The sequence below is a fragment of the Psychrobacter sp. ANT_H3 genome (assembly GCF_027919975.1).
Taxonomy (GTDB): domain Bacteria; phylum Pseudomonadota; class Gammaproteobacteria; order Pseudomonadales; family Moraxellaceae; genus Psychrobacter; species Psychrobacter maritimus.
In genome coordinates, this window is record NZ_JAQISM010000004.1 from 336,712 (window position 1) to 360,652 (window position 23,941).

The 23,941-nt window shown below is 44.1% G+C and carries 24 protein-coding genes; 8 read left to right on the forward strand and 16 right to left on the reverse strand.

What is annotated here, in order from left to right; translation table 11 throughout:
* Window positions 1-29: 29 nt before the first annotated feature.
* From PG901_RS04235 to PG901_RS04245, 3 genes are all read left to right on the forward strand, one after another.
* Window positions 30-2,216 (forward strand): 3-hydroxyacyl-CoA dehydrogenase NAD-binding domain-containing protein, encoded by a 2,187-nt coding sequence (locus PG901_RS04235; RefSeq protein WP_271133620.1) that lies wholly within the window; start codon window positions 30-32, stop codon window positions 2,214-2,216.
* A gap of 70 nt (window positions 2,217-2,286) precedes the next feature.
* Window positions 2,287-3,354, forward strand: a complete 1,068-nt coding sequence (locus PG901_RS04240) for a CaiB/BaiF CoA transferase family protein (protein ID WP_271133643.1) — start codon at window positions 2,287-2,289, stop codon at window positions 3,352-3,354.
* Window positions 3,355-3,543: 189 nt separating this feature from the next.
* Window positions 3,544-4,065, forward strand: coding sequence for an HdeD family acid-resistance protein (locus PG901_RS04245; protein ID WP_271133621.1), 522 nt, complete (start codon window positions 3,544-3,546; stop codon window positions 4,063-4,065).
* Window positions 4,066-4,168: 103 nt separating this feature from the next.
* On the opposite strand, the gene PG901_RS04250 is transcribed toward PG901_RS04245, so the two are convergent.
* The 6 genes from PG901_RS04250 to PG901_RS04275 form a co-directional block, all read right to left on the reverse strand.
* Window positions 4,169-4,828: a class I SAM-dependent methyltransferase gene (locus PG901_RS04250; protein WP_201619701.1), complete on the reverse strand. Its 660-nt coding sequence runs from the start codon at window positions 4,826-4,828 to the stop codon at window positions 4,169-4,171.
* Window positions 4,829-5,259: 431 nt separating this feature from the next.
* Complete coding sequence (locus tag PG901_RS04255) at window positions 5,260-5,874, reverse strand: hypothetical protein (RefSeq protein WP_201619700.1); 615 nt, start codon at window positions 5,872-5,874, stop codon at window positions 5,260-5,262.
* Window positions 5,875-5,928: 54 nt separating this feature from the next.
* Window positions 5,929-6,555 (reverse strand): hypothetical protein, encoded by a 627-nt coding sequence (locus tag PG901_RS04260; protein ID WP_201563180.1) that lies wholly within the window; start codon window positions 6,553-6,555, stop codon window positions 5,929-5,931.
* A gap of 143 nt (window positions 6,556-6,698) precedes the next feature.
* Window positions 6,699-7,448, reverse strand: a complete 750-nt coding sequence (locus PG901_RS04265; RefSeq protein WP_271133622.1) for a PhnD/SsuA/transferrin family substrate-binding protein — start codon at window positions 7,446-7,448, stop codon at window positions 6,699-6,701.
* Between the two features lie 3 nt (window positions 7,449-7,451).
* Window positions 7,452-7,946 carry a PAS domain-containing protein gene (locus PG901_RS04270; RefSeq protein ID WP_201619697.1) on the reverse strand — a complete coding sequence of 165 codons (495 nt, stop codon included), beginning with the start codon at window positions 7,944-7,946 and terminating at the stop codon, window positions 7,452-7,454.
* 436 nt (window positions 7,947-8,382) lie between these two features.
* The gene (locus tag PG901_RS04275) at window positions 8,383-8,745 is read right to left on the reverse strand and encodes a roadblock/LC7 domain-containing protein (protein ID WP_010201036.1); all 363 of its coding nucleotides are present in this window, start codon (window positions 8,743-8,745) and stop codon (window positions 8,383-8,385) included.
* A 691-nt stretch (window positions 8,746-9,436) separates the two neighbouring features.
* On the opposite strand from PG901_RS04275, the gene gdhA reads away from it, so the two are divergent.
* The 4 genes from gdhA to PG901_RS04295 all read left to right on the forward strand — a co-directional run bounded on the left by gdhA (window position 9,437) and on the right by PG901_RS04295 (window position 13,620).
* Window positions 9,437-10,783, forward strand: a complete 1,347-nt coding sequence (gdhA, locus tag PG901_RS04280) for an NADP-specific glutamate dehydrogenase (protein ID WP_201619695.1) — start codon at window positions 9,437-9,439, stop codon at window positions 10,781-10,783.
* Between the two features lie 441 nt (window positions 10,784-11,224).
* The gene (locus tag PG901_RS04285; RefSeq protein WP_271133623.1) at window positions 11,225-12,061 is read left to right on the forward strand and encodes an amino acid ABC transporter substrate-binding protein; all 837 of its coding nucleotides are present in this window, start codon (window positions 11,225-11,227) and stop codon (window positions 12,059-12,061) included.
* Window positions 12,061-12,798: an amino acid ABC transporter permease gene (locus PG901_RS04290; RefSeq protein ID WP_271133624.1), complete on the forward strand. Its 738-nt coding sequence runs from the start codon at window positions 12,061-12,063 to the stop codon at window positions 12,796-12,798. The genes PG901_RS04285 and PG901_RS04290 overlap by 1 nt, the downstream gene beginning before the upstream one ends.
* A 78-nt stretch (window positions 12,799-12,876) precedes the next feature.
* The gene (locus tag PG901_RS04295; protein WP_183620561.1) at window positions 12,877-13,620 is read left to right on the forward strand and encodes an amino acid ABC transporter ATP-binding protein; all 744 of its coding nucleotides are present in this window, start codon (window positions 12,877-12,879) and stop codon (window positions 13,618-13,620) included.
* Between the two features lie 164 nt (window positions 13,621-13,784).
* On the opposite strand, the gene PG901_RS04300 is transcribed toward PG901_RS04295, so the two are convergent.
* The 10 genes from PG901_RS04300 to uraD form a co-directional block, all read right to left on the reverse strand.
* The gene (locus PG901_RS04300; protein ID WP_201563170.1) at window positions 13,785-14,732 is read right to left on the reverse strand and encodes a DMT family transporter; all 948 of its coding nucleotides are present in this window, start codon (window positions 14,730-14,732) and stop codon (window positions 13,785-13,787) included.
* Window positions 14,733-14,965: 233 nt separating this feature from the next.
* On the reverse strand, window positions 14,966-15,628 hold the full coding sequence (locus tag PG901_RS04305; RefSeq protein WP_271133625.1) for an anthranilate synthase component II: 663 nt from the start codon (window positions 15,626-15,628) through the stop codon (window positions 14,966-14,968).
* Window positions 15,629-15,661: 33 nt separating this feature from the next.
* On the reverse strand, window positions 15,662-17,080 hold the full coding sequence (locus tag PG901_RS04310; protein ID WP_271133626.1) for an anthranilate synthase component I family protein: 1,419 nt from the start codon (window positions 17,078-17,080) through the stop codon (window positions 15,662-15,664).
* Between the two features lie 72 nt (window positions 17,081-17,152).
* Window positions 17,153-17,458, reverse strand: coding sequence for a Trp family transcriptional regulator (locus PG901_RS04315; RefSeq protein ID WP_271133627.1), 306 nt, complete (start codon window positions 17,456-17,458; stop codon window positions 17,153-17,155).
* Between the two features lie 195 nt (window positions 17,459-17,653).
* Window positions 17,654-18,175, reverse strand: a complete 522-nt coding sequence (locus tag PG901_RS04320; protein WP_271133628.1) for an ureidoglycolate lyase — start codon at window positions 18,173-18,175, stop codon at window positions 17,654-17,656.
* 152 nt (window positions 18,176-18,327) lie between these two features.
* Window positions 18,328-19,164, reverse strand: coding sequence for a bifunctional allantoicase/(S)-ureidoglycine aminohydrolase (locus PG901_RS04325; protein WP_271133629.1), 837 nt, complete (start codon window positions 19,162-19,164; stop codon window positions 18,328-18,330).
* An 81-nt stretch (window positions 19,165-19,245) separates the two neighbouring features.
* Complete coding sequence (puuE, locus tag PG901_RS04330; RefSeq protein WP_271133630.1) at window positions 19,246-20,226, reverse strand: allantoinase PuuE; 981 nt, start codon at window positions 20,224-20,226, stop codon at window positions 19,246-19,248.
* A gap of 71 nt (window positions 20,227-20,297) precedes the next feature.
* A complete protein-coding gene (locus PG901_RS04335) occupies window positions 20,298-21,644 on the reverse strand; it encodes a urate hydroxylase PuuD (protein WP_271133631.1) in 1,347 nt (448 codons plus the stop codon).
* A gap of 66 nt (window positions 21,645-21,710) precedes the next feature.
* Window positions 21,711-22,079: a hydroxyisourate hydrolase gene (uraH, locus tag PG901_RS04340; protein WP_271133632.1), complete on the reverse strand. Its 369-nt coding sequence runs from the start codon at window positions 22,077-22,079 to the stop codon at window positions 21,711-21,713.
* 43 nt (window positions 22,080-22,122) lie between these two features.
* The gene (gene uraD, locus PG901_RS04345) at window positions 22,123-22,644 is read right to left on the reverse strand and encodes a 2-oxo-4-hydroxy-4-carboxy-5-ureidoimidazoline decarboxylase (RefSeq protein WP_271133633.1); all 522 of its coding nucleotides are present in this window, start codon (window positions 22,642-22,644) and stop codon (window positions 22,123-22,125) included.
* 318 nt (window positions 22,645-22,962) lie between these two features.
* Between uraD and PG901_RS04350 the strand changes: the two genes are divergently transcribed.
* Window positions 22,963-23,709, forward strand: a complete 747-nt coding sequence (locus PG901_RS04350) for a TetR/AcrR family transcriptional regulator (protein WP_271133634.1) — start codon at window positions 22,963-22,965, stop codon at window positions 23,707-23,709.
* Window positions 23,710-23,941 lie beyond the last annotated feature (232 nt).

Here is a 23,941-nt window from a genome sequence, read left to right on the forward strand (position 1 = left end):
AGACATTTGAATGTAAAAAAGGAAGAGTAATGAGCATGGACTGCACCCAAATAATTAATGAGCTGGCAAACTTTTCAGCTAAACGTGATGATGAAGGTATTGTGACCGTCACTATTGATCAAGCTGATCGAAAGATGAATGTGATTGATGATCATTTCAATCACTCTTTTGCAGCTTTAAGCGACGCTTTTATCAATGATGAATCCGCTAAAGGCTTAATTATCACCTCAGGTAAAGACAGTTTTATTGCGGGCGCTGATATCGATCAGCTGGCCAATATTCAAACCCATGAGCAAGCTTTTGAGCTGGTTGAGAACCTCAAATCAAGCATGCGTCAACTTGAGAAATGCGCTAAACCTGTCGTTGCTGCGATGACTGGCACTGCGCTTGGCGGTGGCCTTGAGGTAGCGTTAGGCTGTCATTATCGACTCGCTATCGATGAGCCTACCGCCAAGTTTGGTCTGCCTGAAGTAAAGCTAGGTTTATTACCGGGCGGCGGTGGGACTCAGCGCTTGATGCGCCTCATCGGTATGCAAAAGTCGCTTGAAATGATGACCCAAGGTCAGATAGTCAGTGCAAGCCGGGCAAAGGAGCTGGGCTTTATCGATGCCCTCGCGAGTGATAAAGCTGAGATGCTCAGCCAAGCAAAAGCATGGATTAACGCCAATCCTAACGCGCAGCAGCCATGGGATATCAAGAGTTTTAAAATTCCAGGTGGCAATGCCAATCAACCAAAAAACGCGCAAATGCTCTCTATTGCCCCAGCGCTAGCCTATCAAAAATCACATGGCAATTATCCAGCGATTATTCATATTATGTCTTGCGTCTTTGAAGGCAGCTTGCTCGATATCGATGCTGGACTTGAAGTGGAATCCAATTACTTCGTCGCTTGTGTGCTGTCGCCTGAATCGAATAATATGATTACCTCGATGTGGACGCAGCTTAATCAAATTAAAAAAGGTCAGTCACGTCCTAAAGGTTTTGAGCGTCAAACAGTAAATAAGGTTGCGGTACTTGGTGCCGGCATGATGGGCGCGGGGATTGCGTATGTTGCTGCCAAAGCTGGCATCGATGTGATGCTATTAGATACCAGTATTGAGAACGCCAATCAAGGCAAACAGTATTCAGAAAAGCTATTGGATAAAGCCATTAGTCGCGGTCGCTCAAACGCTACCAAAAAAGCAGCGTTATTAAGTAAAATCCAAACCACGACATCTTATAACGATATTGCAGGTTGTGATTTGGTCATCGAAGCGGTGTTTGAAAATCGTGATATTAAAGCCAAGTGCACCGAGCAGGCCGAAGCCATTATTCCTGAATCAGCCGTCTATGCGTCTAATACCTCAACCATTCCTATCACCAGCTTAGCAGTAGCAAGTAAACGTCCGACGCAATTTATCGGGCTGCACTTTTTCTCACCCGTCGATAAGATGCCCTTGGTTGAAATTATCATGGGCGCGCAGACCGATAATGCCACTTTAGCCAAAGCCTTTGATTTTGTGCTACAAATTGGCAAGACGCCTATCGTTGTCAATGACAGCCGCGGTTTTTATACTTCGCGTGTGTTTGGTACTTATGTGTCAGAGGGCATCGCGATGTTAGGCGAGGGCGTGCATCCGCGCCGTATCGAGGTCGCAGGTCTTAAAGCTGGCATGCCGATGCCGCCACTGGCGCTGGAGGACGAAGTCTCGCTTGATTTATCGATGTTGATTATGGCGCAGTCCAAAAAAGATACCCTTGCTGAGGGTAAAGACTGGGTCAGTCACCCTGCAGAAGCGGTGCTTACTACGCTGGTAAAAGACCATGAGCGCTTAGGTAAAAAAGTCGGTAAAGGTTTTTATAATTATGCACAAAATGCTGAGGGTCAAAATGATAAACAGCTATGGCCCGCGCTGACTGAGCTATATCCGCCACTTGCTGAGCAGCCTGACATGCAAGAGCTGATTGATCGTCTACTTTATATCCAAGCCAATGAGTCAGCGCGCTGCTATGAAAAAGGGATTTTGCGTTCTGTCGCTGAAGGCAACGTAGGCTCTATCTTTGGTTGGGGTTTTGCGCCGCATCAAGGCGGCACCTTACAGTTTATCAATGCCACAGGTATAGATCGTTTTGTTGCGCGTAGTCGCAAACTTGCCGCAAAATATGGCGCACGTTTTGAGCCTGCCCAGATTTTGGTTGAGATGGCTAATAAAGGCGAGGTGTTTGCAGATGGTTAATAGCGATTCAATACCGAGCTCTTCAGTACCCAGTAATTCAACGCCCAGATCTTCGATTAACAATCATTCAATGACAGATATGATGGCTGATTGCTTACACGGTTTAAAGGTAGTCGATTTGACGCGTAATCTACCCGGTCCATTTGCCACCAGATTACTTGCTGATTTGGGAGCAGAGATTGTCAAAATCGAACCAGAAAACGGTGACCCAGGACGGGCGTTTGGTGAATTGTTTAAAGCTTTAAACCATGGGAAGCACTGCGAAAAAATCGATTTTCGCAGTGCAGCAGGGATTGAAACTATCAAAGCCCATATCAAGGATGCCGATGTCATGCTTGATAGCTTTCGTCCTGAAGTGCTGCTAGGTATGGGTTTAGATGCTGCCACTTTACATGCCATTAACCCAAAGCTCGTCATGGTATCTATCACTGGTTACGGGATTACTGATGCTCTTGATGAAGCGGCTGAATCTTGGACGGCCAAAGCGGGTCACGATATCAATTTTATGGCGATGAGTGGGACTTTGGCACAATTAAAGACCGCTATAGGCGAGCAAGCCATGCCCAATATGCAGTTTGCCGACTTGGCTGGTGGCAGTGATACTGCCGTCATTGCCTTGTTGGCCGCGGTATTTGCTGCCAAAAACACGGGGCGCGGGCGCCATATCGCCGTTAGTATGACGCACAGCTTATATCATCACTTAGTAATGCCAAAAGCAACTGCCGATATGATGGAAAACATAAATGGACAACGCCCAGAGCCTCAGAATGATTTTTTAGGCGGCGTGTTACCTTGCTATCGGTTGTATCAAACCAAAGACGGTCGCCATATGGCAGTCGGCTCGTTAGAGCTAAAGTTTTGGCAGTTATTATGTGCGACATTAGAGTTAACTGAATATAGTAATGCGCATTGGCAGCGCGGCTTTATGCCAAATACCGCTGAAAGTAAAAAAGCCGAGCAAGCCATGATAGAAAGGTTTGCCAGTCAAACACTAGCGCATTGGCAAGAAATATTTAGCGCCGTTGATGCTTGCGTGACGCCCGTTCTCACGCTTGCAGAAGCGCAAGGCCATCCGCTCTTTGCCCATCAGGATAAGTATCAAGCAACGGCGGGCTGGCAAGTGCTTGCGATGGCATGATTTATCATTAGGTAGCTGAAAGATAAGACTTAGGGGTGTGAGTAAAATAGCGATTAGCAGGCTTATGATGACAATGCAATGTTCACGCTTAGATAGTAACAGGACTACTTGAATCTATTACGACCGTCATACAAGAGTGTAAATGCTCTGCGATATAATTTAATTTTTATTAAATAGGAGGAGAGTCTTATGAGTCGTACATTATGGCTGGTGGTTGGTATCATTAGTATTCTTGGCGGTATCTTTGCATTTTTTAATCCTCTTAGCGCCAGTTTCGCTGCTGAACAACTGGCTGGATTCGTCTTTCTTCTTGTCGGTATCTTACAGTTTATTGCCCTGTTCCGTGCTTATACCACGACGGGTAAAGTGCTAGCGGCCATTGGCGGTGTGCTTGGCATATTTATCGGTATTGAGCTGCTACAAAACCCGCTACAAGGCATCTTAACCCTAACCATGGTAATTGCTATCTTATTTATGGCAACGGGTATTGTCAGAGTGATAGTTGCTTTTGGTTTACGCCGAACAGTGGCTTTTGTGCCGATATTAATCTCAGGGCTTATCTCGATTGCGTTGGCTATCATGATATTTACCAGCTATCCGCAGTCAGCGACTTATATTCTTGGCGTCCTATTAGCCGTTGAGCTGATATCTAATGGTATCTCATTAATCATGTATTCACGTGTGCAACCACCGTTAACTCGAAATCTATAAAAAAACACCTGTAAGTATCCCTAAAATAAAACAGCTTAGCCATAAAAAAGACGCCGTAAAATGGCGTCTTTTTTTATTCTATAACCTATTGGTTTTTCAGATTTTAACGCGAAAAGGTCAAAATATGCCCTTTGAATGGTAGTTCAAGATAAGTGGTGTCCTCAGGTTTAACGTGCTTACTGCTAAAGCCAAATTCAACCATCTTATTGGTCAACTTGTTTTTGCGCCCGCGCCCAGGGTCAACGACAATAACTTCACAAGTTGGCAGTGCATGGCGCTCAATAAACTCCGCCAAGATATCAATATGCTGGTCTTCATAAAGCAAATCGCTACCGATAATAATATCGAACTTGCCAAGATGGCTATTGTCTTCAGCCCAGTCTAAACGCTCAAAGTTAATCTCTTTATTATTATTTAGCGTGGTGTTTCTATCCAAAAAGTACTCAACCGTCGGATGATAATCAGTCGCGGTAATATCGGCATGGCGATGGTTAAGCAGTAAGCTCGATAAAGCCATGCCGCAGCCAACTTCCAAGATACGCTTGCCCGCAATATCATAATCAAGCATATGATTGGCGAGCACCAAGCTTGATGGCCAAATCACGCCAAACATCGGCCATGACGCCGAGCAAATACCGAGGTCTGATGCCTCATTATCAGGGTCACTAAATTGTTGATTGTCACGTAAAGTACAAATGTGGATGTCGGTGCTGCCAATTTCAATCGTTTGATAACGCACGCGCACGGTGGTCAGCGAAGTCATAAACTGTCCTAAAAAATAAGCAAGAATGCAAGGTTTGGCAAAGGCTGCCACTTTCGGGGATGGTAATTAGTAAAAGGGTGGGTTAACGCTTGGAGATGGGAAAATGTAGCAATATTTAAATATAAGAATGTAGAAATGTTATAAAAACCTGTATAGCTATACAGTATGCAAAATAATCAAATGGTTGCAGCTAGTATGACCTAACATTTGACAAGTTGTTGTTAATTCTAAGGGTATTATTATTACTGTGTGATTTTATAAAAATAGAAGCCGATTTTAGACAGATAGTTATTATTATAATGTTTAAGATATAGATATAAAAATGCACCGCTTATGGTTAAAGGGCGCATTTATATGAAATAGCTAGCTTGATTCAGTACGGATTTAATTAATGATGGTGTTAATAATGATGGCTTTAATAAAGAACGGGTTTAATTCGTAAATCTAAGCCCAGAGGTTTTTAGTGCCCATACCAGCTCAACAAAGGCGCGATTGTTGGTCAAAGGTTCGCCATCGATGATAAGCACGTAGCCTGAGCCATCAATCCATAAAAATACAAAGCTGGTTTCAGGAATCAGCAAATCGACTTGCTGAAAGAAAGAAATAGCTTGGCTTTCTACTGCCCAGCCGCGTTGTTTTTGGCGCAGCATAAAACCTGAAAAGTCAGCCGCCGCCACACTCAACATATCGGCTTCTTCTTGGCTATAGCCAATCCGCGCCAGACAAAACCCTTCATCAGAGCCAATTGCTGCGCGGCGTTTCCCAGACAAGCTTGAAACCACATAGGGTAAAAACTGGTCTAAAGGTAAGTTTGGCGCGGGCAAAAATAGCGACAGCTTCTCAATCCAGCCATGCTCTAAAAAGCTGTCTAGCCATTGGTCAGAATAACGCTCGAGCCAATCAGCGGCTAACAAAGTTTCGTTATAAGACAATAAGTCTTGTAGTGATAACTGCTCAGCCGTTGGTTCACTTTGCGAAAATGCCTCAAAAATGCCGGCTGGGGTCAAAGTCAGATAGGTTTTATCAGCGTTTAAATAAGAAGACATAGCGGCTACCCGTTAGATGGATTTTTTATGATGGGGTTAAAAATGATTGAGGCTTTAAGCGTCTTGTACATTTTTAGTTTGGTCAAGTTTTTGCTGACAATGATTCCAGCGCTCATCAAATTGCCAATCACTTTTGCCCAAGCGAAACCACACCAAGGAGAACGCCAGACGGTCATGACGCGCGATACAATGGGCAAAAAACTCGTTTTCGATTTGCTCTATGGTGTCCCAGTCTTGATTATCCCGCGCAAGCATTAAGTCGCTGGTGATATCTTTGGCTATTTCTTTGGCGTCATCACTACTGATGCGCAGCCGCTGGCTTTGTTCATTTAACGATGGCGATACCAGTACGCTCCAGCGCGTTGCTAGCATGCTGTTTTTTTGAATATAGCTTTTTTTATCAATACAATCGCGAAAGCCTTGTTCGATATGCGGCAGCATGCGACCTTGCAAGCGGGTAAACATATTGGTGACATCATAGGGGATGTCATACCAGCAGCCATAAAAGAAATCGGCCACCGCGCCTTGCAGCGGCTCTTTTTCGTTTAGCAGTAGCGCGGCATTGATACGTTGTTCGTGAAAATGGCGATTGTTGGGGGCGATAAATATCTTACGTGAGTAAAGACGATAGACGCGCCGCGCCGCCATTTCACTTTCTTTGATGAGATCTAAATCAGACATAAGCGTGTCCTGTTAGTCATAGCTGTTATTCAATAAGTGCGGTTTAACAGTTATTGTTTAGCGCTATTAAACAACCACTATGACTTAAGTAAGATGCCAATTAACCATGAATCATGAATCATGAATCATGAACAATGAATCTGCTAATCAAGTAAGGTTTGCATTAAATCAATCATAAATTCAGCGTCTTCTTCGTCCATGGCTTCAAAACCTTGCGGCATGCCAAGTTCAGCTAATGCTTCTTTACCATCATCATCGTTATGCAGGTTAAGAATCGCATCCATCAAGATATCGCTATCTGGAAAGCCGTCTTTAATTAGTAAGACATGGCTGATATCTGCCAAATCACTCTCGATTAGCACTGATAGCTGCGCTTTGGTTAGGCGTGAAAAACTATGGAAAATCTCCGCCATAAAGAATGCCACTTGCGCATCACCTTTAATCACTTGGCGCGCTGCCGCTTGATAAGTCTCAGTCACCGTCCAATTAAGGTCAGCTTCTGCTATATCGACCGCTTCAAGCAGACGTAAACCAATGAGCTTGACATCACGATTATCGGCCATCGCCACGGTAGCGCCAGCTTTGATGTCCTCTAGGCTATTGATATCGCTATTGGCGGCAGCGGCGATGACCATCTCATCAGACTTGCCGATAGGGCGCGCAACCGCACGGTAGCCTTGCTCACGGGTAAGGGTCGCAGCATCAAAAGGATTGGCATAAATAACCTGAATATCGCCTTGATTGATAATGCCTTGTTGCTCAGCCTGCGAGGCGGGTATGTTTAGGTGCATATTGAGATTGGCACGCTTTTGAATCAAAGTGTTAAACATGTGCCAGCCTGCAAAACGCTCAGGCGAAAAATCAGGGGCGATTAACATATTATGTGTCGTCATGATTTAGCCTTCCTCGTCTTGTTTCATTTGGGCGTATTGAGCGATTGCCGCATCAATCTTGCTGCGTGATGGCTTACGGCGCACCGAAGTATAGCCAACGGTTTCGCCGCGGCGCACGTTTGGCACCACAGTGGCATACACCCAATAATGGCTGCCATCTTTACATAAGTTTTTCACATAGCCATGCCATTTTTGCCCAGCAGCAGCGGTCGCCCATAAGTCTTTATAGGCCGCTTTTGGCATGTCAGGGTGACGTAAAATATAATGCTGCTTGCCGATTAATTCATCGACGTCATAGCCGCTAATCTCGACAAAGGCATCATTAACATGCGTCAAAACGCCGTTTAAATCGGTACGTGACACAATCAGCTTACCATCAGGGTAGGGGCGTTCGATACCGGTATCATAAACAGTGCGCGAAGTGCCATCGTGATAAGTCATGCTGACTTGTTCGGCAGGCATCTCAGGCTTCATGGCGTCGGGGAGTGGAGAACCCATTGTAATCTCCTTTATTTATCATTATTTTGATAATTATTAAAAAGCGGATTTGGTTTCAGTTTATGGTCTTAAACGTATCGTTAAAACTTATTGCATAAGCCGCTGTCTGAAACCAAATGGTTAAACTCAAATAAAACACTTAACTGCTAAAACTGTTAAGTAAGGCTCGATATATGCTTGATACTGGCTTTATAGTGATTACTCTTGCAAAGGCACCCAGAAACTAAGCAGGTATCCATCTTAATCACCTATATCAACAACCACGTATTCAACAATCGCGCATTCAATATAAACAGTGTGCATTACCTTAAATAATTTTTATAAGACAGAGCGTCAATTTTCATTTAAAGTGTTGTTTATTAAAATATTGTTTCTAAAGCGATTTATCGTATGAATGTGGCATAACACTGTATCGACAAACCTTTAAAATTAGCAATTAAATCAGTTTTGCAAGGGCTTCAGAGGCCCGTTTAATGTCTAAGAAAATCAAGCCCAGTTTGGCATTTGGTTTTGCCATAATGGTTAATACCGCTTCATCGCCTGATGAAGTCATAATCACGTAGCCTTTTTCGCCTTGGATCATAATACGGTCGATGCTACCACGAGCCAATTCACGACCTGCGCGGTCACCCAATGACAATAAAGCGGCAGACATCGCGCCAACACGGTCTTCATCAACGCCTGTCGGCAAGGCTGATGCAATCATAAGACCGTCGTTAGAGATAAGGGCAGATGCTTCCACATCGGCTGATGAGCTGTTTAGGTCTTCTAAGATTTGCTGGAATGAATCTGTACGCATAACAATTTCTCTGTAACGAGTGATTAAATGGAAAAATTGACACAATAAGAAGGAATAAAATCTTCAATAGTCTTTGATGAGCGGGCAATATTATAAACCCTTACTATTAGCATTGATATAGAGAAACTCTCGTTAAAGGCTGAAAGTTGCTTATTTTTGACCTTTGAGTGCGCTTTTATGACCGTCTATTTTAGACAGTCTTTTATTAGTAAATATAAGTTGATTAGTATTGGTGTGTTTTACCAGTTTCAATCTTTTTTAATAATCTCAATCGTTAAATAAAACAGTCAATGCCATGTCATCGTCCTATGTTTTGTCTATGCAATGGCATGAAAAAAGCCAAATAAATGTAAAGGTTTTTTGACCGATGAGTTTTCACGACCACGTCGTCGATAGCCTATAATGAGAAAAATGTCCATTATAACTTTTCATGATGGCGATATTTACTAGACTTATACACCAAAAAAATGATATATAGTTATGAGATAAAACTTGTTTGTGCTTCTGGGTTTATGATTTAGAAACACAATCAGTTGGCTTCTAATCCCACCAGTTGCTATACCTAGCACCCAGCAGCGTATAGGCACGATTTCAATCCCACGCTCGCGTTTTGCATCCCATCGTTTGCGGTTAAGCGATAAAACGCCGGTGTAAATCAGCATGATTACAATTTTTACCCTAAGGAACCTATATGAGTATCAGTCAGGCAATCGAAAAAGTCGAAGCACGTTACGCCCACCAACCTGAGTTTATTCAGGCGGTAAAAGAAGTTGCAATCACTATTGCTCCGCTATACGACGCCCACCCGGAATATGATACTTTTAAAATATTTGAGCGCCTGGTTGAGCCTGACCGTGTTTTCGCTTTTCGTATCAACTGGGAAAACGATAAAGGTGAAGTACAGGTAAACCGCGGCTGGCGTGTGCAGTTCAGTAATGCCTTGGGTCCTTATAAAGGGGGCGTGCGCTTCCATCCTACCGTCAACCAATCGGTACTAAAGTTTTTAGGGTTTGAGCAGATTTTTAAAAATGCTTTGACAGGTTTACCAATGGGCGGCGCTAAAGGTGGTGCTGATTTTGATCCTAAGGGTAAGTCTGACAGCGAAATCCGTCGTTTTTGCTACGCCTTTATGCGTGAGCTGCATCCGTACATCAGTAAAGATATTGATGTGCCGGCTGGTGATATCGGTGTCGGCGGACGCGAAGTCAGCTATATGTTTGCGATGTATAAGAACCTGACGCGCGAGCACGGCGGTGTCTTAACTGGTAAAGGCGTGGGTTTTGGCGGTAGCTTGATGCGTACCGAAGCGACTGGCTATGGCGCGGTTTATTTCTTAGAGAGCATGCTTGCTGCGCAAAACGACAATATCAAAGGTAAAAAGGTACTGATATCAGGTGCCGGTAACGTGTCACTACATGCTGCTGAAAAAGCGCATATGCTGGGTGCAACGGTACTGACCGTATCTGATTCACAAGGGACGCTTTATGATGCAAACGGCATGGATCAAGAAAAAATTGATTGGCTAAAACAACAAAAAGCCCAAAGCAAGCCATTGTGTGACTATGTCGATGTGTATGGTGGTGAGTGGTTGGCCAAGCAAAAGCCATGGCATATCAAAGGTGATATCGCCATTCCATCAGCGACCCAAAACGAAGTCAACGAAGACGATGCCAAGTTAATGGTTGAAAATGGCATCAAATATATTGCCGAAGGCGCTAACATGCCATTGACCGCTGAAGCGATTGATTACGTTCGTCTGCACCGTGTGCACTATGCGCCAGGTAAAGCGGCCAATGCCGGCGGTGTTGCCGTCTCTGGTCTTGAGATGTCGCAAAACTCAGTACGCCAATATAAGACCTTTGAAGAAGTCGATGAGCGCTTAAAATGCATTATGAAAAACATTCATGACTGCGCCGCTGAAGCGTCAGAAAATTATGGTCAGACTGATAATGGCTATATCGACTATATGACCGGTGCCAATATCGTTGGCTTTAAGCGTGTGGCTGATGCGCTATGTGCTTATGGAATTTTGAACTAAGCATTTCTTAAAAACTAACGCTGTCTCTTAAAAGCCGCGCTTATCTTATATGATAGGCGCGGTTTTTTTATAGCTGATTTTATTTAAAAGTTGAGACATAAACATTTATCAGCCAGTAGATGCTAGCAATCTTACCCATGCTCACTGTTTTTGTACGTTTATCCTTACCCAATTACGTTAGTATAGGAGTAAGTCAGTGTTGCATAATCAGCATGGTTGGTTAAAATTATTATTAATGTTAACCGTCACTTAGCGTGACCTATGCAACATAATATAAAAACAGTATTGAAAAATATCTTTAGCATCCTCAAATCGGGAAGCCAAAGCCAAGCATGACAGTCAATAGGCGCGATTTTTTAGTCAAAACTGTTTGCTCGTTTTCTCCCTATTTGTTGGTCTGATATTTTTTTGCATTATTCACCTACTTTATAAGGACGTCTTATGAAACGTCGTACTCTTTTAGCCCTTGCCGCCAGCACCGTACTGCTTGCCGCTTGTAATCAGTCACCTACTACTGACGCCGAAACCAATGCAGCTGACAGTGCCGCAACAGGTGGTTCTGATTTGCTCCAGCGTATCAATAATGGCGGCACCATCAACGTCGGTACTGAAGGCACGTATCCGCCGTTCACGTATCATGATGAGAGCGGTAAGCTTACCGGTTATGATGTCGAAGTGACGCGTGCCGTTGCTGACAAACTAGGCGTTGAGGTTGAATTTAAAGAAACCCAGTGGGATGCGATGCTGGCAGGACTTGACTCCAAACGTTTTGATATGGTCGCCAATCAAGTCAGTCTAACCACCCCTGAGCGTTTAGCAAAATATGATAAAGCGACCGCTTATAGCTGGTCAGGCGCGGTAGTATTAGCACCAACTGATGACAATCGCTATAGCTCGTGGGAAGGCCTAAAAGGTCTACGTTCAGCGCAGTCGCTTAGCAGTAACTATGGCGAGCTAGCAGAACGTTATGGCGCAGAAGTTGTCCCTGTAGACGGTATGGCGCAAGCGATTCAATTGGTCAAACAAGACCGTGCTGACTTTACCATGAATGACAATCTTGCCGTATTGGATTATCTAAAGAAATTCCCCGGCAGTGCGCTTGAGATTAAACTGACGGCCCCTGTTAGTGAGCAGACCGGTTCGGGATTGGTATTGCTAAAAGGTGATGATGCCGTTGTTGCAAAACTAGACGAAGCCATGGCTGCGCTAATCGCCGATGGAACGCTAACCAAACTTAGCGAAGAATTCTTTGGTGCTGATATAAGTCAACAAAAATAATGCTCGCTTCTATCACGTCTATGCTAGCTGAACTACTGGCATTATTGCCGTTTATGGACCCTGCGCGGGCGCAAATCGTTATCAATTCGTTTTGGCCAATGCTCAAAGGCGGTATCTATTATTCGATACCGCTAGCATTGATTTCATTTGCGATTGGGATGGCCATTGCGCTGACAGTGGCGCTGATTCGTATCGTGCCGCGTGCTGGCTGGTTCCATGAGATTATCTATAGACTTGCCCGTATTTACGTGTCTGCCATTCGCGGCACGCCGATGCTCGTGCAGCTATTTATTATTTTTTATGGGCTGCCAAGTGTTGGCTTAAAGCTTGATCCATTTCCATCTGCGATTATAGCTTTTTCACTGAATATCGGTGCTTATGCGTCGGAGACAGTGCGTGCCTCGATTTTGTCAATTCCAAAAGGGCAATGGGAAGCAGGCTCAACCGTCGGCTTGACGTATCTACAGACTTTCCGCCATGTGATTTTGCCGCAAGCGTTACGCGTTTCAGTGCCACCGTTATCCAATACCTTTATTAGTTTGGTAAAGGATACGTCGTTGGCGTCATTGGTACTGGTCACTGAGCTGTTTAAAGAAGCGCAGATTATCACGGCGCGTAACTATGAGTTTATGCTGGTCTATACTGAAGCGGCGGTTATTTATTGGGGTATATGTCTGTTCTTGACCTTTATCCAAGGTAAGCTTGAAACCCGACTCGACCGCTATGTGGCTAAGTAGTTTATCTGCTCATCTACTCATTTTACGACAGTTTTAGCAATATCCGCATGTAGTATTAACCGCGTAACAGGAACTTTTATGATTCAAGTCAGCAATATTCACAAAGCCTTTGGTAGTAATCAAGTGCTCAAGGGCATTGATTTGACCATTCATAAAGGTCAAGTGGTTGTGATATTAGGACCGTCAGGCTCGGGTAAAACTACCTTTTTGCGCTGCTTAAATGCACTAGAAATCCCTGATCAAGGGGTTATTGCTTTTGATGATGGTAGCTTGACGGTCGACTTTGCTACTAAGCCTAAAAAGAAAACCTTGCTGGCACTGCAACGTAAAGCTGGGATGGTATTTCAGTCTTATAATTTGTTTCCGCATAAGACCGCGCTTGAAAACCTAATGCTTGGGCCGACGGTGGTACAAGGGCAAAGTAAAGCGCAAGCACGCGAGCAGGCTTTAGCATTACTCGAAAAAGTCGGGCTCTCGGATAAAGCGGATTTGTACCCGTTTCAGCTATCTGGTGGTCAGCAGCAGCGAGTTGGTATTGCGCGTGCACTGGCTATTGAACCGTCGTTACTGTTGTTTGATGAGCCAACCTCTGCGCTTGATCCAGAGCTGGTGCAAGATGTCCTTGGAACCATGAAGCAGTTGGCCTCTGAAGGCTGGACGATGGTTGTGGTGACCCACGAGATTAACTTTGCCCGTGATGTCGCTGATCATGTGGTCTTGATTGAAGACGGTGTGGTGGTCGAAGAGGGCAGCGCGCAGCAGTTGTTTGAGGACTCAAAGCATCCACGTACGCAAGCGTTTTTACAGCGTATCGTGCAATAATGAAAATGATTTAAGGTGTTAATCAAGCTTATATGCCGTAAGTATTCTATTGTAAAGTAAGGTTTTTATACACAGACAAGCTGTTAAGAAAAATCCCCAACTATGATGTCATGGTTGGGGATTTTTTTATTTAATTACTATTTTCTAAAGATTAAAAAGCAGCATTAAACCTTTTGCCGTCTCTTTAACCAACGCGGCACACGAGTGGTCGTACCATTTAATACCGCATTAAATAAAGCCGCTAGTAGAATGAGTACCACGCCTAAATATTGAATCCATGACAATGACTGATGCAGTAATAGCGTCGCTAAAGCAATCGCGGTTAACGGCTCAAAGATAGTAAACACCGATGCACGAGTGGCAGGCAGCTTCTCTAAGGCCTTCATATAGAGGGCAAAGGGCACAACGGTTCCAATCAAAGACAGTCCCAAGGCGTAGCCCCAAGTGTGTAAAGGCAAGGTCAATAATTGCCCATACGTTTTATAGGTCTCGGGTAGTAAAAGCAATACGCCAGCACTGATAACAATAGAGGTAAAAAATACCAAAGGAGCAGGGTGCGCATAGTGCATTGCACGCTTGCCGAGTACGCCATAGAGGGAATAACATACGCCAGATAGTAGCCCAAGCACGATGCCCCAGTTGACTTGTGCCGCATCGCCTAGCATGGTTAAACCAACACCGAATACCGCCATAAGCGCCAATAACGCCGACTGCCGAGTAATGGATTCATTCAGCAAAACTGCCGAAAATAATAAGCTAAAAACGGGTGCGGTATAAAGCAAAGCAACGGCAGGACCTGCACCAACATAGATAACCGCAAAGAAATAGCATACCGACATGCCGAGTACGCCAATTAACGATTGTATCGCCAGTCCAAGCCACTGCTTTGGACGCAGCTTAATGAGGTATGGCCATAGCTTTGGTAACATAATGAGAATAAGGAAAGCGGCGGTCACAATACGCAAAATGGTAATTTGCCAGCCACTAAAGCCGATTTGATTGAGGTAGGTCGAAAATATTCCCAAAGTACCCCAGCAGACAGCGGCTGTGATAATTTGAATCGTGCCTATCCATGACTGCCGTGCTGACATTGCGCTACCGGTGTTTGCCATATCGCTCTCTATTTTATTTTCTAGCAAATTTAAACAATAAACTGTGTAAGCTTTTTAGCTAATGGCACTTTTTTGACTTGGTGCTCATTGCTCAATCCTATGCTGAAATAACAAAAGACAACCTTGTTAAAGGCTGCCTTTTATTTGTTGTTTTCAGTCTATCATTAAAGCGTTAATGAAGGACTAACACAAGTCCATTAAAATTAAAATTCAATTTACTTGGGCTGCATGATTTAAACTTGTAGTAAAAAATTGCTTAGCAAGCGCTTAGCCCCTTCAGTGGCAAAGGACTCTGGGTGGAACTGTACGCCTTGAATCGGATATTCTGTATGCTGCACTCCCATAATCTCATCACCGGCTAGCGCTGACTCAGCCAAACTTAAATCATGATGTTCGTCATTAGCAACGACAGCGGTGACGGTTAGGCAGTCAGGTAAGGTATCTGCTTGCACCATTAAAGAATGATAGCGCATGATTTCTATCTCTTGTGGCAAGCCTTGATAGACACCTGCATCGTCATGGCGAATGGCTGAGACTTTGCCATGCATCGGTACGCCGGCTCGTACCACATCACCGCCAAATACGTGGGCGATACCCTGCATACCCAAGCAGACGCCAAGAAGCGGCGTTGTTTTGCCCATGACCTCAATCACTTCTGCACAAATACCGAAATAAGCGGGGTCATCAGGGGCACCAGGGCCGGGTGAGATGATGATACGGTCAAGATTCATCGCTTGTACATCAGCCAAGGTAATCTCGTTATTACGCTTGACGATAACGTTGGCTGCTTCTTTAGTACCGTCTTTATCACTGTCCATGGTTTGCAGAATCTCACCGATATATTGATAAAGATTAAAGGTAAAAGAGTCGTAGTTATCGATAATTAAAACATTCATAAGTCATAAGCTCTTTGCTGAAATATAGGGAGTTTAGGCTGTCATAAAGCTGTCTAAGACCACTTTCATGGCAGAAAGCTTACGCTGAATTTCTAAGTATTCATCAGCAGGATTGGAGTCGTAAACATTGCCGCCGCAGGTTTGCGCATAAGCCGACTCACCGTTGATAAATAGACTGCGAATAGGAATGGCAAAGATACAGTCACCATTAAAGTTAAATGACCCAAGCGCGCCACCATAAGCACCGCGACCATCAGGCTCTAGCTCATTAATGACTTTGATTGCTTCGACTTTTGGTGCACCTGACAATGTCCCAGCGGGGAAGTTGCTGGCAAGGGCGCTAAACATATCTTCATCAGGATGCAAAATCCCAACGATTTCAGAGGAGATATGTTGGACGTGTGAGAAGCGTTTGATGTCCATTAGGCTACGTACTTTTACCGTACCAAAACGTGCGACGCGACCGATATCGTTACGATGCAAATCCACGAGCATATTGTGCTCGGCAATCTCTTTAGCATCATTTAGCAAAGCGCGGGCAAGCTTACGGTCCTCTACTATATCGACACCGCGCTTGGCGGTGCCTGCGAGAGGATAAGTTTCCATCTCACCTTGACGTAAGCGAAACAGCAGCTCAGGGGAGGCGCCAATGATGCATTGCTGAGCAAATTTCATAAAGTACATATGCGGTGATGGATTGACCGCGCGCAGCTTTTCATAAATCGGCATCTTGTCGCCTACAATGCGGTATTTGGACTTAAAGCCAACCTCACACTGAAAGATACGCCCAGAGATGATGTCTTCTTTGACTTGCATGACGACTTTGGCATGCTCATCTTGGCTCATACCATCACCCAAAAATTCTACTGAGGGCGGCTCATAGCTTGGAATGGGCGCATCAAGTAAGGCTTTGATTTGCTCGATACGATTGTCTTGCTGCGCGGTCGGATAATAGAAATAGAAAATCTCACCGGTCATCTTATCTAGTGTCAGACCATCTAAATAAACACCAAATTTAAAGGGTTCAAAGTCGTCACTGGCCTTAGCATTGAGACTTGGCTCAAAGAAATTAACACTGTCATAGCCTAAATAGCCGACCAGTCCACCGCTTTGGTCACGGGCAATAACGTGCTGCGGGGTGATTTTACGTAGTAGCTCATAAGGGTTGCCCGTTTGATAGTGACTGGTTTCAGCGGTTTTATTGTCAGTAATCGCTAATGTGCTACGGTCCAATGCAGCAATGGTCATAACAGGGTCAAAACCAATGGCATGATGGCGCGCCATATGACCGTCTTCACCCAATGATTCAAGCAAATAACAAGTTTCAAAAGCGCGCTCAATACGTTTAAATAGTGCGAAAAAATCGATATCCTGCGTGAGTTTAATGCGCTGTGGCTTACTAGGAATATCAATGGCAGCAGGTTGGTTAGGCTTGGAGGTAGCAGAGGTCATAACAATGTCCAAAATAGTTCAATGATTTATCAAATAAAAATAAGGCAGATTAACATCATAATTTTTAACGAGTTAAGCGTCTTTAGTAGGTGTGCTTTTTATAGATGTACTTTCTCTATGAGTCTTTAATAAAGCGCTCACATCATGTGCTTGCATTGCTTTAGCACCGCGCGAGACAGTGGCGATACCAACTCCCAGTTGCTCAGATATCTCACGCTGGGTCACACCGCGTTCAAGCAAATCAAAAATACGGATACGATTGGCGATTTCTTGCTGCTCTTTATCGGTCAATAACGCACTGAATAGCCGCTCAATAGCGGCACTGTCATTACAATTTGCGAGATGAGTTAATAAACTGGGGTATGGGTTAGTGCTCATAGTATTTAATCTTTATAATAGTCGGGCAAATAATATCTTGTTTCAGTATTCTAGTACAGTAGTACAAGAAAAACAAGTAATCCGACTTAATGTTTCGACAGTAATCGATATAATGTTTTTTATTGAACAAGTTTAATTTGCTAAATCCAAGCTATTAAGCATAACAAGCCAGCTAATCGCCATTAGCTGGCTTGTCTATTCTGCAAGCTCAATTTGTACTTGCCAATCATTGATATCAAGCTCATAGCAGTTATTGCCTTCGCCATTGATACGGTCAATCACTAAAAAGTTAGAGTCACAACCAAGTGCAAGCAGCGGATGATGCCAAACATTGGCGTCATATTGCACACCTTGATGCGATTTGGCATAAAATACGGTCAAATCATCAGCAGACTGTGGCGGCTCGCCTTTAGGCGCAACTACGACAATATAATCCTGACCATTCATCGAAAAGAAAGCCTGTGTACCAAATGGGTGATATTCCATTACTGATAAGGCAATAGGAAATTCGCGCTTTTTGGCACAGAAAATACTCATACCGACATTGCCACCATCGAGCTTAGACTCGGCGATAGCATGATGGCGCTTGGCGTAGCCATTGTTAATCTCATAACAATTTTCAGGCGTTTCTTCGTCTTTATCATACGGCTCAATAACCTTACCATAGGGCGCGAACTCAGCTTTAGTCAAAGGTTTGGCTATGATTGTAGTACTCATGAATTCACCTTAATAAGGGTTAATAACGTTAGTTGAATTAAGAACGTGAGTTAATTGATAGGGTCGTTTAATTGGCAGTAGCAGTAAATTTACCCTAGACCCGTACTCGCATTAACGATTATGCTTTTATACTATTTATTATTCCGGATGTCTTATCGTTCCGGGCGAATAAATGGCATATGTCTATTCACGTCTTTATATAGTAAATATCTAAATGGACCGGGTCCGCCGGCGTAACAAGATTGTGGGCAAAATGCGCGCAGCCACATAAAATCACCCGCCTCGACTTCTACCCATTCACCGTTTAAGTGATATACCGCTTTACCTTCTAGCACATACAAACCATGTTCCATGACATGAGTTTCGTCAAATGGAATCACGCCACCGGGTTGAAAAGTGACTATGTTCACATGCATATCGTGACGCATATCGGATTGCTCGGTGAATCTGGTGGTTGCCCATACACCATTAGTACCGGGCATCTCAATCGCTGCAACATCGTGATCGCTGGTGACAAAAGGTTCGGGCGCATCAATACCGTCTACAAACTGATAAGCTTTACGAATCCAATGGAATTTAACGTGCTTGTTGCTATTGTTTTTCAGCGTCCACTTACATGCCGGTGGTAAGAAAGCATAGCCACCCGCTTCAAGATGATGCGCTTCGCCTTCAATAGTAATATCCATTGCACCTTCAACGACAAATAATACGGCTTCTGCTGTGGTATCCAGCTCAGGCTTTTGAGAGCCGCCATTTGGTGCGACCTCAACGATGTACTGTGAGAAAGTTTCTGCAAAACCACTTAAAGGACGGGCAATCACCCACATGCGCATGCCTTCCCAAAACGGCAGGTAGCTAATAACAATGTCGGTTAGTACACGTTTGGGGATAATCGCATACGCTTCGGTGAAGATAGCGCGATCGGATAGTAGTTGTGTTTGCGGAGGCAAGCCGCCAGTTGGAGCGTAATAAGTACTTTTTGTTGACATGGTTAATAATCCTTAATGATTTTGTGTCGCGATAAATTGGTGCCTGAACTTATTATCTGAACTTAGCATCTGAACTTAAGGTTACATCCAGTCAGCGGTATTATCAGCCGTGGCGGGATGGTTTTTATACCAGTGCTTGGCAATCTCATCGCGGCGACATATCCAAACATCAGGTTTGTCCGTAATATATTTTAGAAACTTTTTAAGCGCGGTGATGCGACCAGCGCGGCCAATGATACGGCAATGCAAACCGATGGTCAGCATTTTTGGCGTGTGCTGACCTTCTTCATAAAGCGTATCAAAGCTGTCTTTTAGATACTGATAAAAGGGTTCGGCATGAGTAAACCCAGGGCTTGACGAAAAGCGCATGTCATTGGTTTCAAGGGTGTAGGGAATAACCAGATGCGGCTTGCGAGCGATTTTATTACCGTCTTCTACCTTAACATTAAGCCAGTAAGGCAGCTCATCAGCGTAAGAGTCGGAGTCATAAATATAGCCACCTTGCTCGGCGACTAACTCACGGGTGTTGGGACTATCACGACCTGTGTACCAACCTAGCGGCTGCCCACCAAGCATACGCTCAAAGATTTCAGTAGCACGACGCACATGCTCGCGCTCGGTCTCACGGTACATATATTGATAGGTAATCCAGCGCAGTCCGTGACTGGCGACTTCGTGACCGTCCTCTAAGACGCGTTCGATAATATGCGGTGTCTTTTCAGCAGCAGCAGCGCAAGTAAAGGTAGTAATAGGCAAGCCATAGTCTTTAAACACATTCAGTACTCGCCACACACCGACACGGCTGCCGTACTCAAAAGCCGATTCGATAGACTGATGACGGTTGTTAAACGAGGGTGTGCCTAAGATATCGGACAAAAAACGCTCTGATTCTGCATCGCCATGAATAACGCTGTTCTCAGCACCTTCTTCGATATTGAGAACGAACTGCACAGCAATTTTTGCACCGCCCGGCCAGTTGGCTTTCGGTGGATTGCCTGCATAGCCTTTTAGGTCGCGTGCATAGGTATCGTGATTAAAATCGCTGGTTATTTTTTTATTCATTGTAAATATATCCTAAATATCTTAAAGCAACATAAGAGTGAGTATCGCTAATTAGCTACTAACATTTAAAGCTACAAACCTGAGGTATAAGCAACGATTTGTTGGCGTTCTGCATCAGTCAATTGAGTCAGATTACCGAGTGGCATATAGCCTGTTTGCACTGCGGTAATGATTTTGTCTTTATGGATTTTCATATCTGACGGTGTTTGGATGATAATACCTGCTGGCGGCGCTGCAAATCCTTGCTGAGTTGGCTGCGCGGCATGGCAAGTGCTACAGCGTGTATGCACGACATTCATGATGGCATCGTCAGCTGAGGCCGTCACTGGAATTGCTGCGGTGGTAACGTTTTCATTAGACTTAACATCAGAGCTGGCATTAGAATTGGCATCAGAATTAACCGCGTTACTTGCTAGGTCAACGCCAGCCGTTGGTGGCGTGCTGTCATTTGCGGCAGGCGCGGCAGCTGCTTGAGTATTAGAAGCAGGTAACGGCTCAATTGGCGCTGGGCGCATCCAAATAATCAATAAAACGGTTAAAATAGCAGGGATAACCAAATAGCGCGGCTTATGATTGTCCAAATGCTTCTGGTTAAAGTAATGGCGAACAATCGCCGTGATGATGCCGACGTAGACCAATACCAACCAGCCGTGTGCATGAGAATACATCATCGGATAGTGGTTGCTAATCATGGTAAAGATAAGCGGTAAGGTAAAGTAGTTGTTCATCAATGAGCGGTTTTTTGCTTGTAATGCTAAGTCGGCGACTTCTTTACCCGGCTTTTCGCCGCGCCGCACACAATCTACAAGCGCACGTTGAGCGGGCATGATACCAAAGAAGACATTACCGGCCATTACCGTACCTAAAATGGCGCCAATATGGATAAATGAGGCTCGGTCACTAAATAATTGATAAGAACCCCAACAAGCAATGACTAATAAGATAAAAATAATGGTGCTAAAAATAAACGAGTTTTTACCTAAATGACTGCGAACAATCACCTCATAAATAAAGTAGCTACCGAATAAGAATAATAAGCTTGTCGATATGGCACCGATACTGCTACCAAAAGCGACTTTACTGGGGTCAATCAAGTAAGCTGTTGCATTGACATAATAGACGATAGCAAGCATCGCCATACCAGTCAGCCACGTGGTATAAGCTTCCCATTTAAACCAGTGCAGGGTCTTTGGCATCTCCTCAGGTTCAAGCTTGTATTTGGCAATCTCATAAAAGCCGCCACCGTGTACTGCCCATAAGTCGCCCGAGATACCTTTATCGGCTTTCCACTGTGGCGGTTTTCGCAAGCTTAAATCCAACCAAACAAAATAGAAAGATGCGCCAATCCATGCAATCCCAGCGATAACGTGAAACCAGCGAAAAAATAAAGCTACCCAATCGAGAAGATATGCGCCCATGTGGCAAGTGTCCTTTTGTCCAATGTTCTTTCATCCAGTGTGCTTTTAAACGATAACGTAATACCTTTACGAGCCGCGATAGGTGCTGTAGCCATGCGCGCTAAGTAGCAGCGGTACATGATAGTGACCGTTATCACTTATGATAAAGTCGATGACTACTTGCGGATAAAAAGCCGTGAGGTTTTGTGTATCAAAGTAAGCTTGAGTATCAAACGTTAAGGTATAACGACCAACATCTAAGTGATATTCAGCAATATCAATAGTTGGGTTAAATGACCAGCTGTCTGGTGTCACGCGTCCATCAGCGTTGGTGACGCCATTGGCTAATAATGAGGCCTCGCCGCTTGTACTTACGCGGTGTAGCGTCACCGCTATGTCAGCGGCAGGTTTGCCAAGATGGGTATCTAAGATATGGGATGAGAGCGTACCTGACATGATAATTCCTTTTATATAGTGAACCAGTAAGGCAGCGTTTACATTAAGCGGCGCCCAGCAGTTTTTGTAAGCGTAAACGGGTAATTTTATTTTGCTCAGCAGCGGCATTAACCAGCTCGGTAGCGCGATCGTTTGGCAGACGCGCTAACAGTAAATCCAGCATTTGCTGCGCGCTCTTGCCAGTCGCAAACACGATAAAGATAAAGCCGAATTTATCCAGATAATCTTGATTGCCTTGCGCCAAGGCGGCACTCACCTCATCCTCGGCATCATTTGCGCCTGATTGCTCATGCGCGGCACTGTCTTGAGTGTTGCGGTATTTTTCTTTAAGAGAGTCGACGTTGCCGATTTGCGGGTGACCGTCAAAGGCCTCGAGCAAATTGGCTTCATTGGCTTGTGCTTGTTGCCACGCGTTATCACTATGAGTAAGTAAGTTATCTATATCAGTGAAAGGACGGTTACTGACTAATTCTGTTGCCCACGCTGTACTGGTGCAACAGGTCAATAGAAGTGAGGTCGCGTCGGCTGGCGCTAGGTGGTTAAATTGCTGTAGCGATAATTTCACAGTGGCATCCTTTTCCTTTGTCCCCAATCCATAGGGCTGAATAAGCTGATATTGATGTATAGCGGCATGCTAATATCTATTGATTAGTATCTATTGATGAAAAATCTCATGCTAAATGGGTATGCATCAATCAGTAATTGCTTTAGTATTAACCATTCTCCTTAAACCTGACCATTTGGTCAACTAATTTATGAAAATAATTTATTTTAGTGAATTATTTTTCATAAAAATCAGGCCATAAGCCTTATGCTTTATTAAAATATAAACCTACATTGGCGCATCGTCACTCATTGAACATCATTACAGGCGTTACTAATCATGGCCATCAGCGATACAACTAAAAGTGTAACTAAAAAAGATACGACTAAAAGTGTTACAACTGGAAAAGATAGGGCGCACAAGAACGACGTTAATACCTCAGAGAGTTCAGAAGCGCTTGTAGAGCAAAATGTCCAGCGCAATCAGCAAGACATTCGCGCGCACAATCAAGCTGTCATATTGGCGGCTGCAGAAGAAGAGTTCGTGTTACAAGGTTTTCGCGGTGCGACGATGCAAGGTATTGCTGACAGAGCTGAGCTGCCAAAAGCCAATATTCATTACTATTTTAAAAATAAAAAGAATCTGTACCAATCGGTACTGCACTCTATCATCCAAGAGTGGAATGAGGGCTTGGTGACCATGACAGTCGAGAGTGACCCCACGGAAGTGATCGAAAAATTTGTGCGCACGAAACTGCATCAAGCATTTGCGCACCCAAACCAACATAAGCTGTTTGCGCTTGAAGTCATTGGCGGAGCACCACACTTGCACGACTTTATGTCAACGACGATGCAAGAATGGGCAGTTGATAAGGCGCAGGTCATGAAAACTTGGTATGAACAAGGCAAAATTGGTGTTAGCGATCCATTACAATTATTAATCTTGATTTGGGCCACGACGCAGCGATATGCCGAGTTTGAGACAGAAATCGTCGGTTTAATGGGTAAGGATAAATACGATAAGCAAGATGAAGCGCGTGCTGCTGATTTCTTAGTGCCATTTATTTTGCGTGGTTGCGGGCTTTAATATCTTATATAGTCTACTCAAAATAAAAAAGTACGTACAGAAAATTGCCTTAACGATAAAGCGTTGTGACGACTTTATCGTTAAAGTAGTGATTCAGGAAGAGTAAAAATCTCTCACTGCGCTCAATGGTATTTTATGACAATCATGATATCTGTTATGAAAACTATAATATCCGTTATCAAAACTATGATATCCGTTATGACAACTATCAAACCGCGAAAGAGGACTCCAT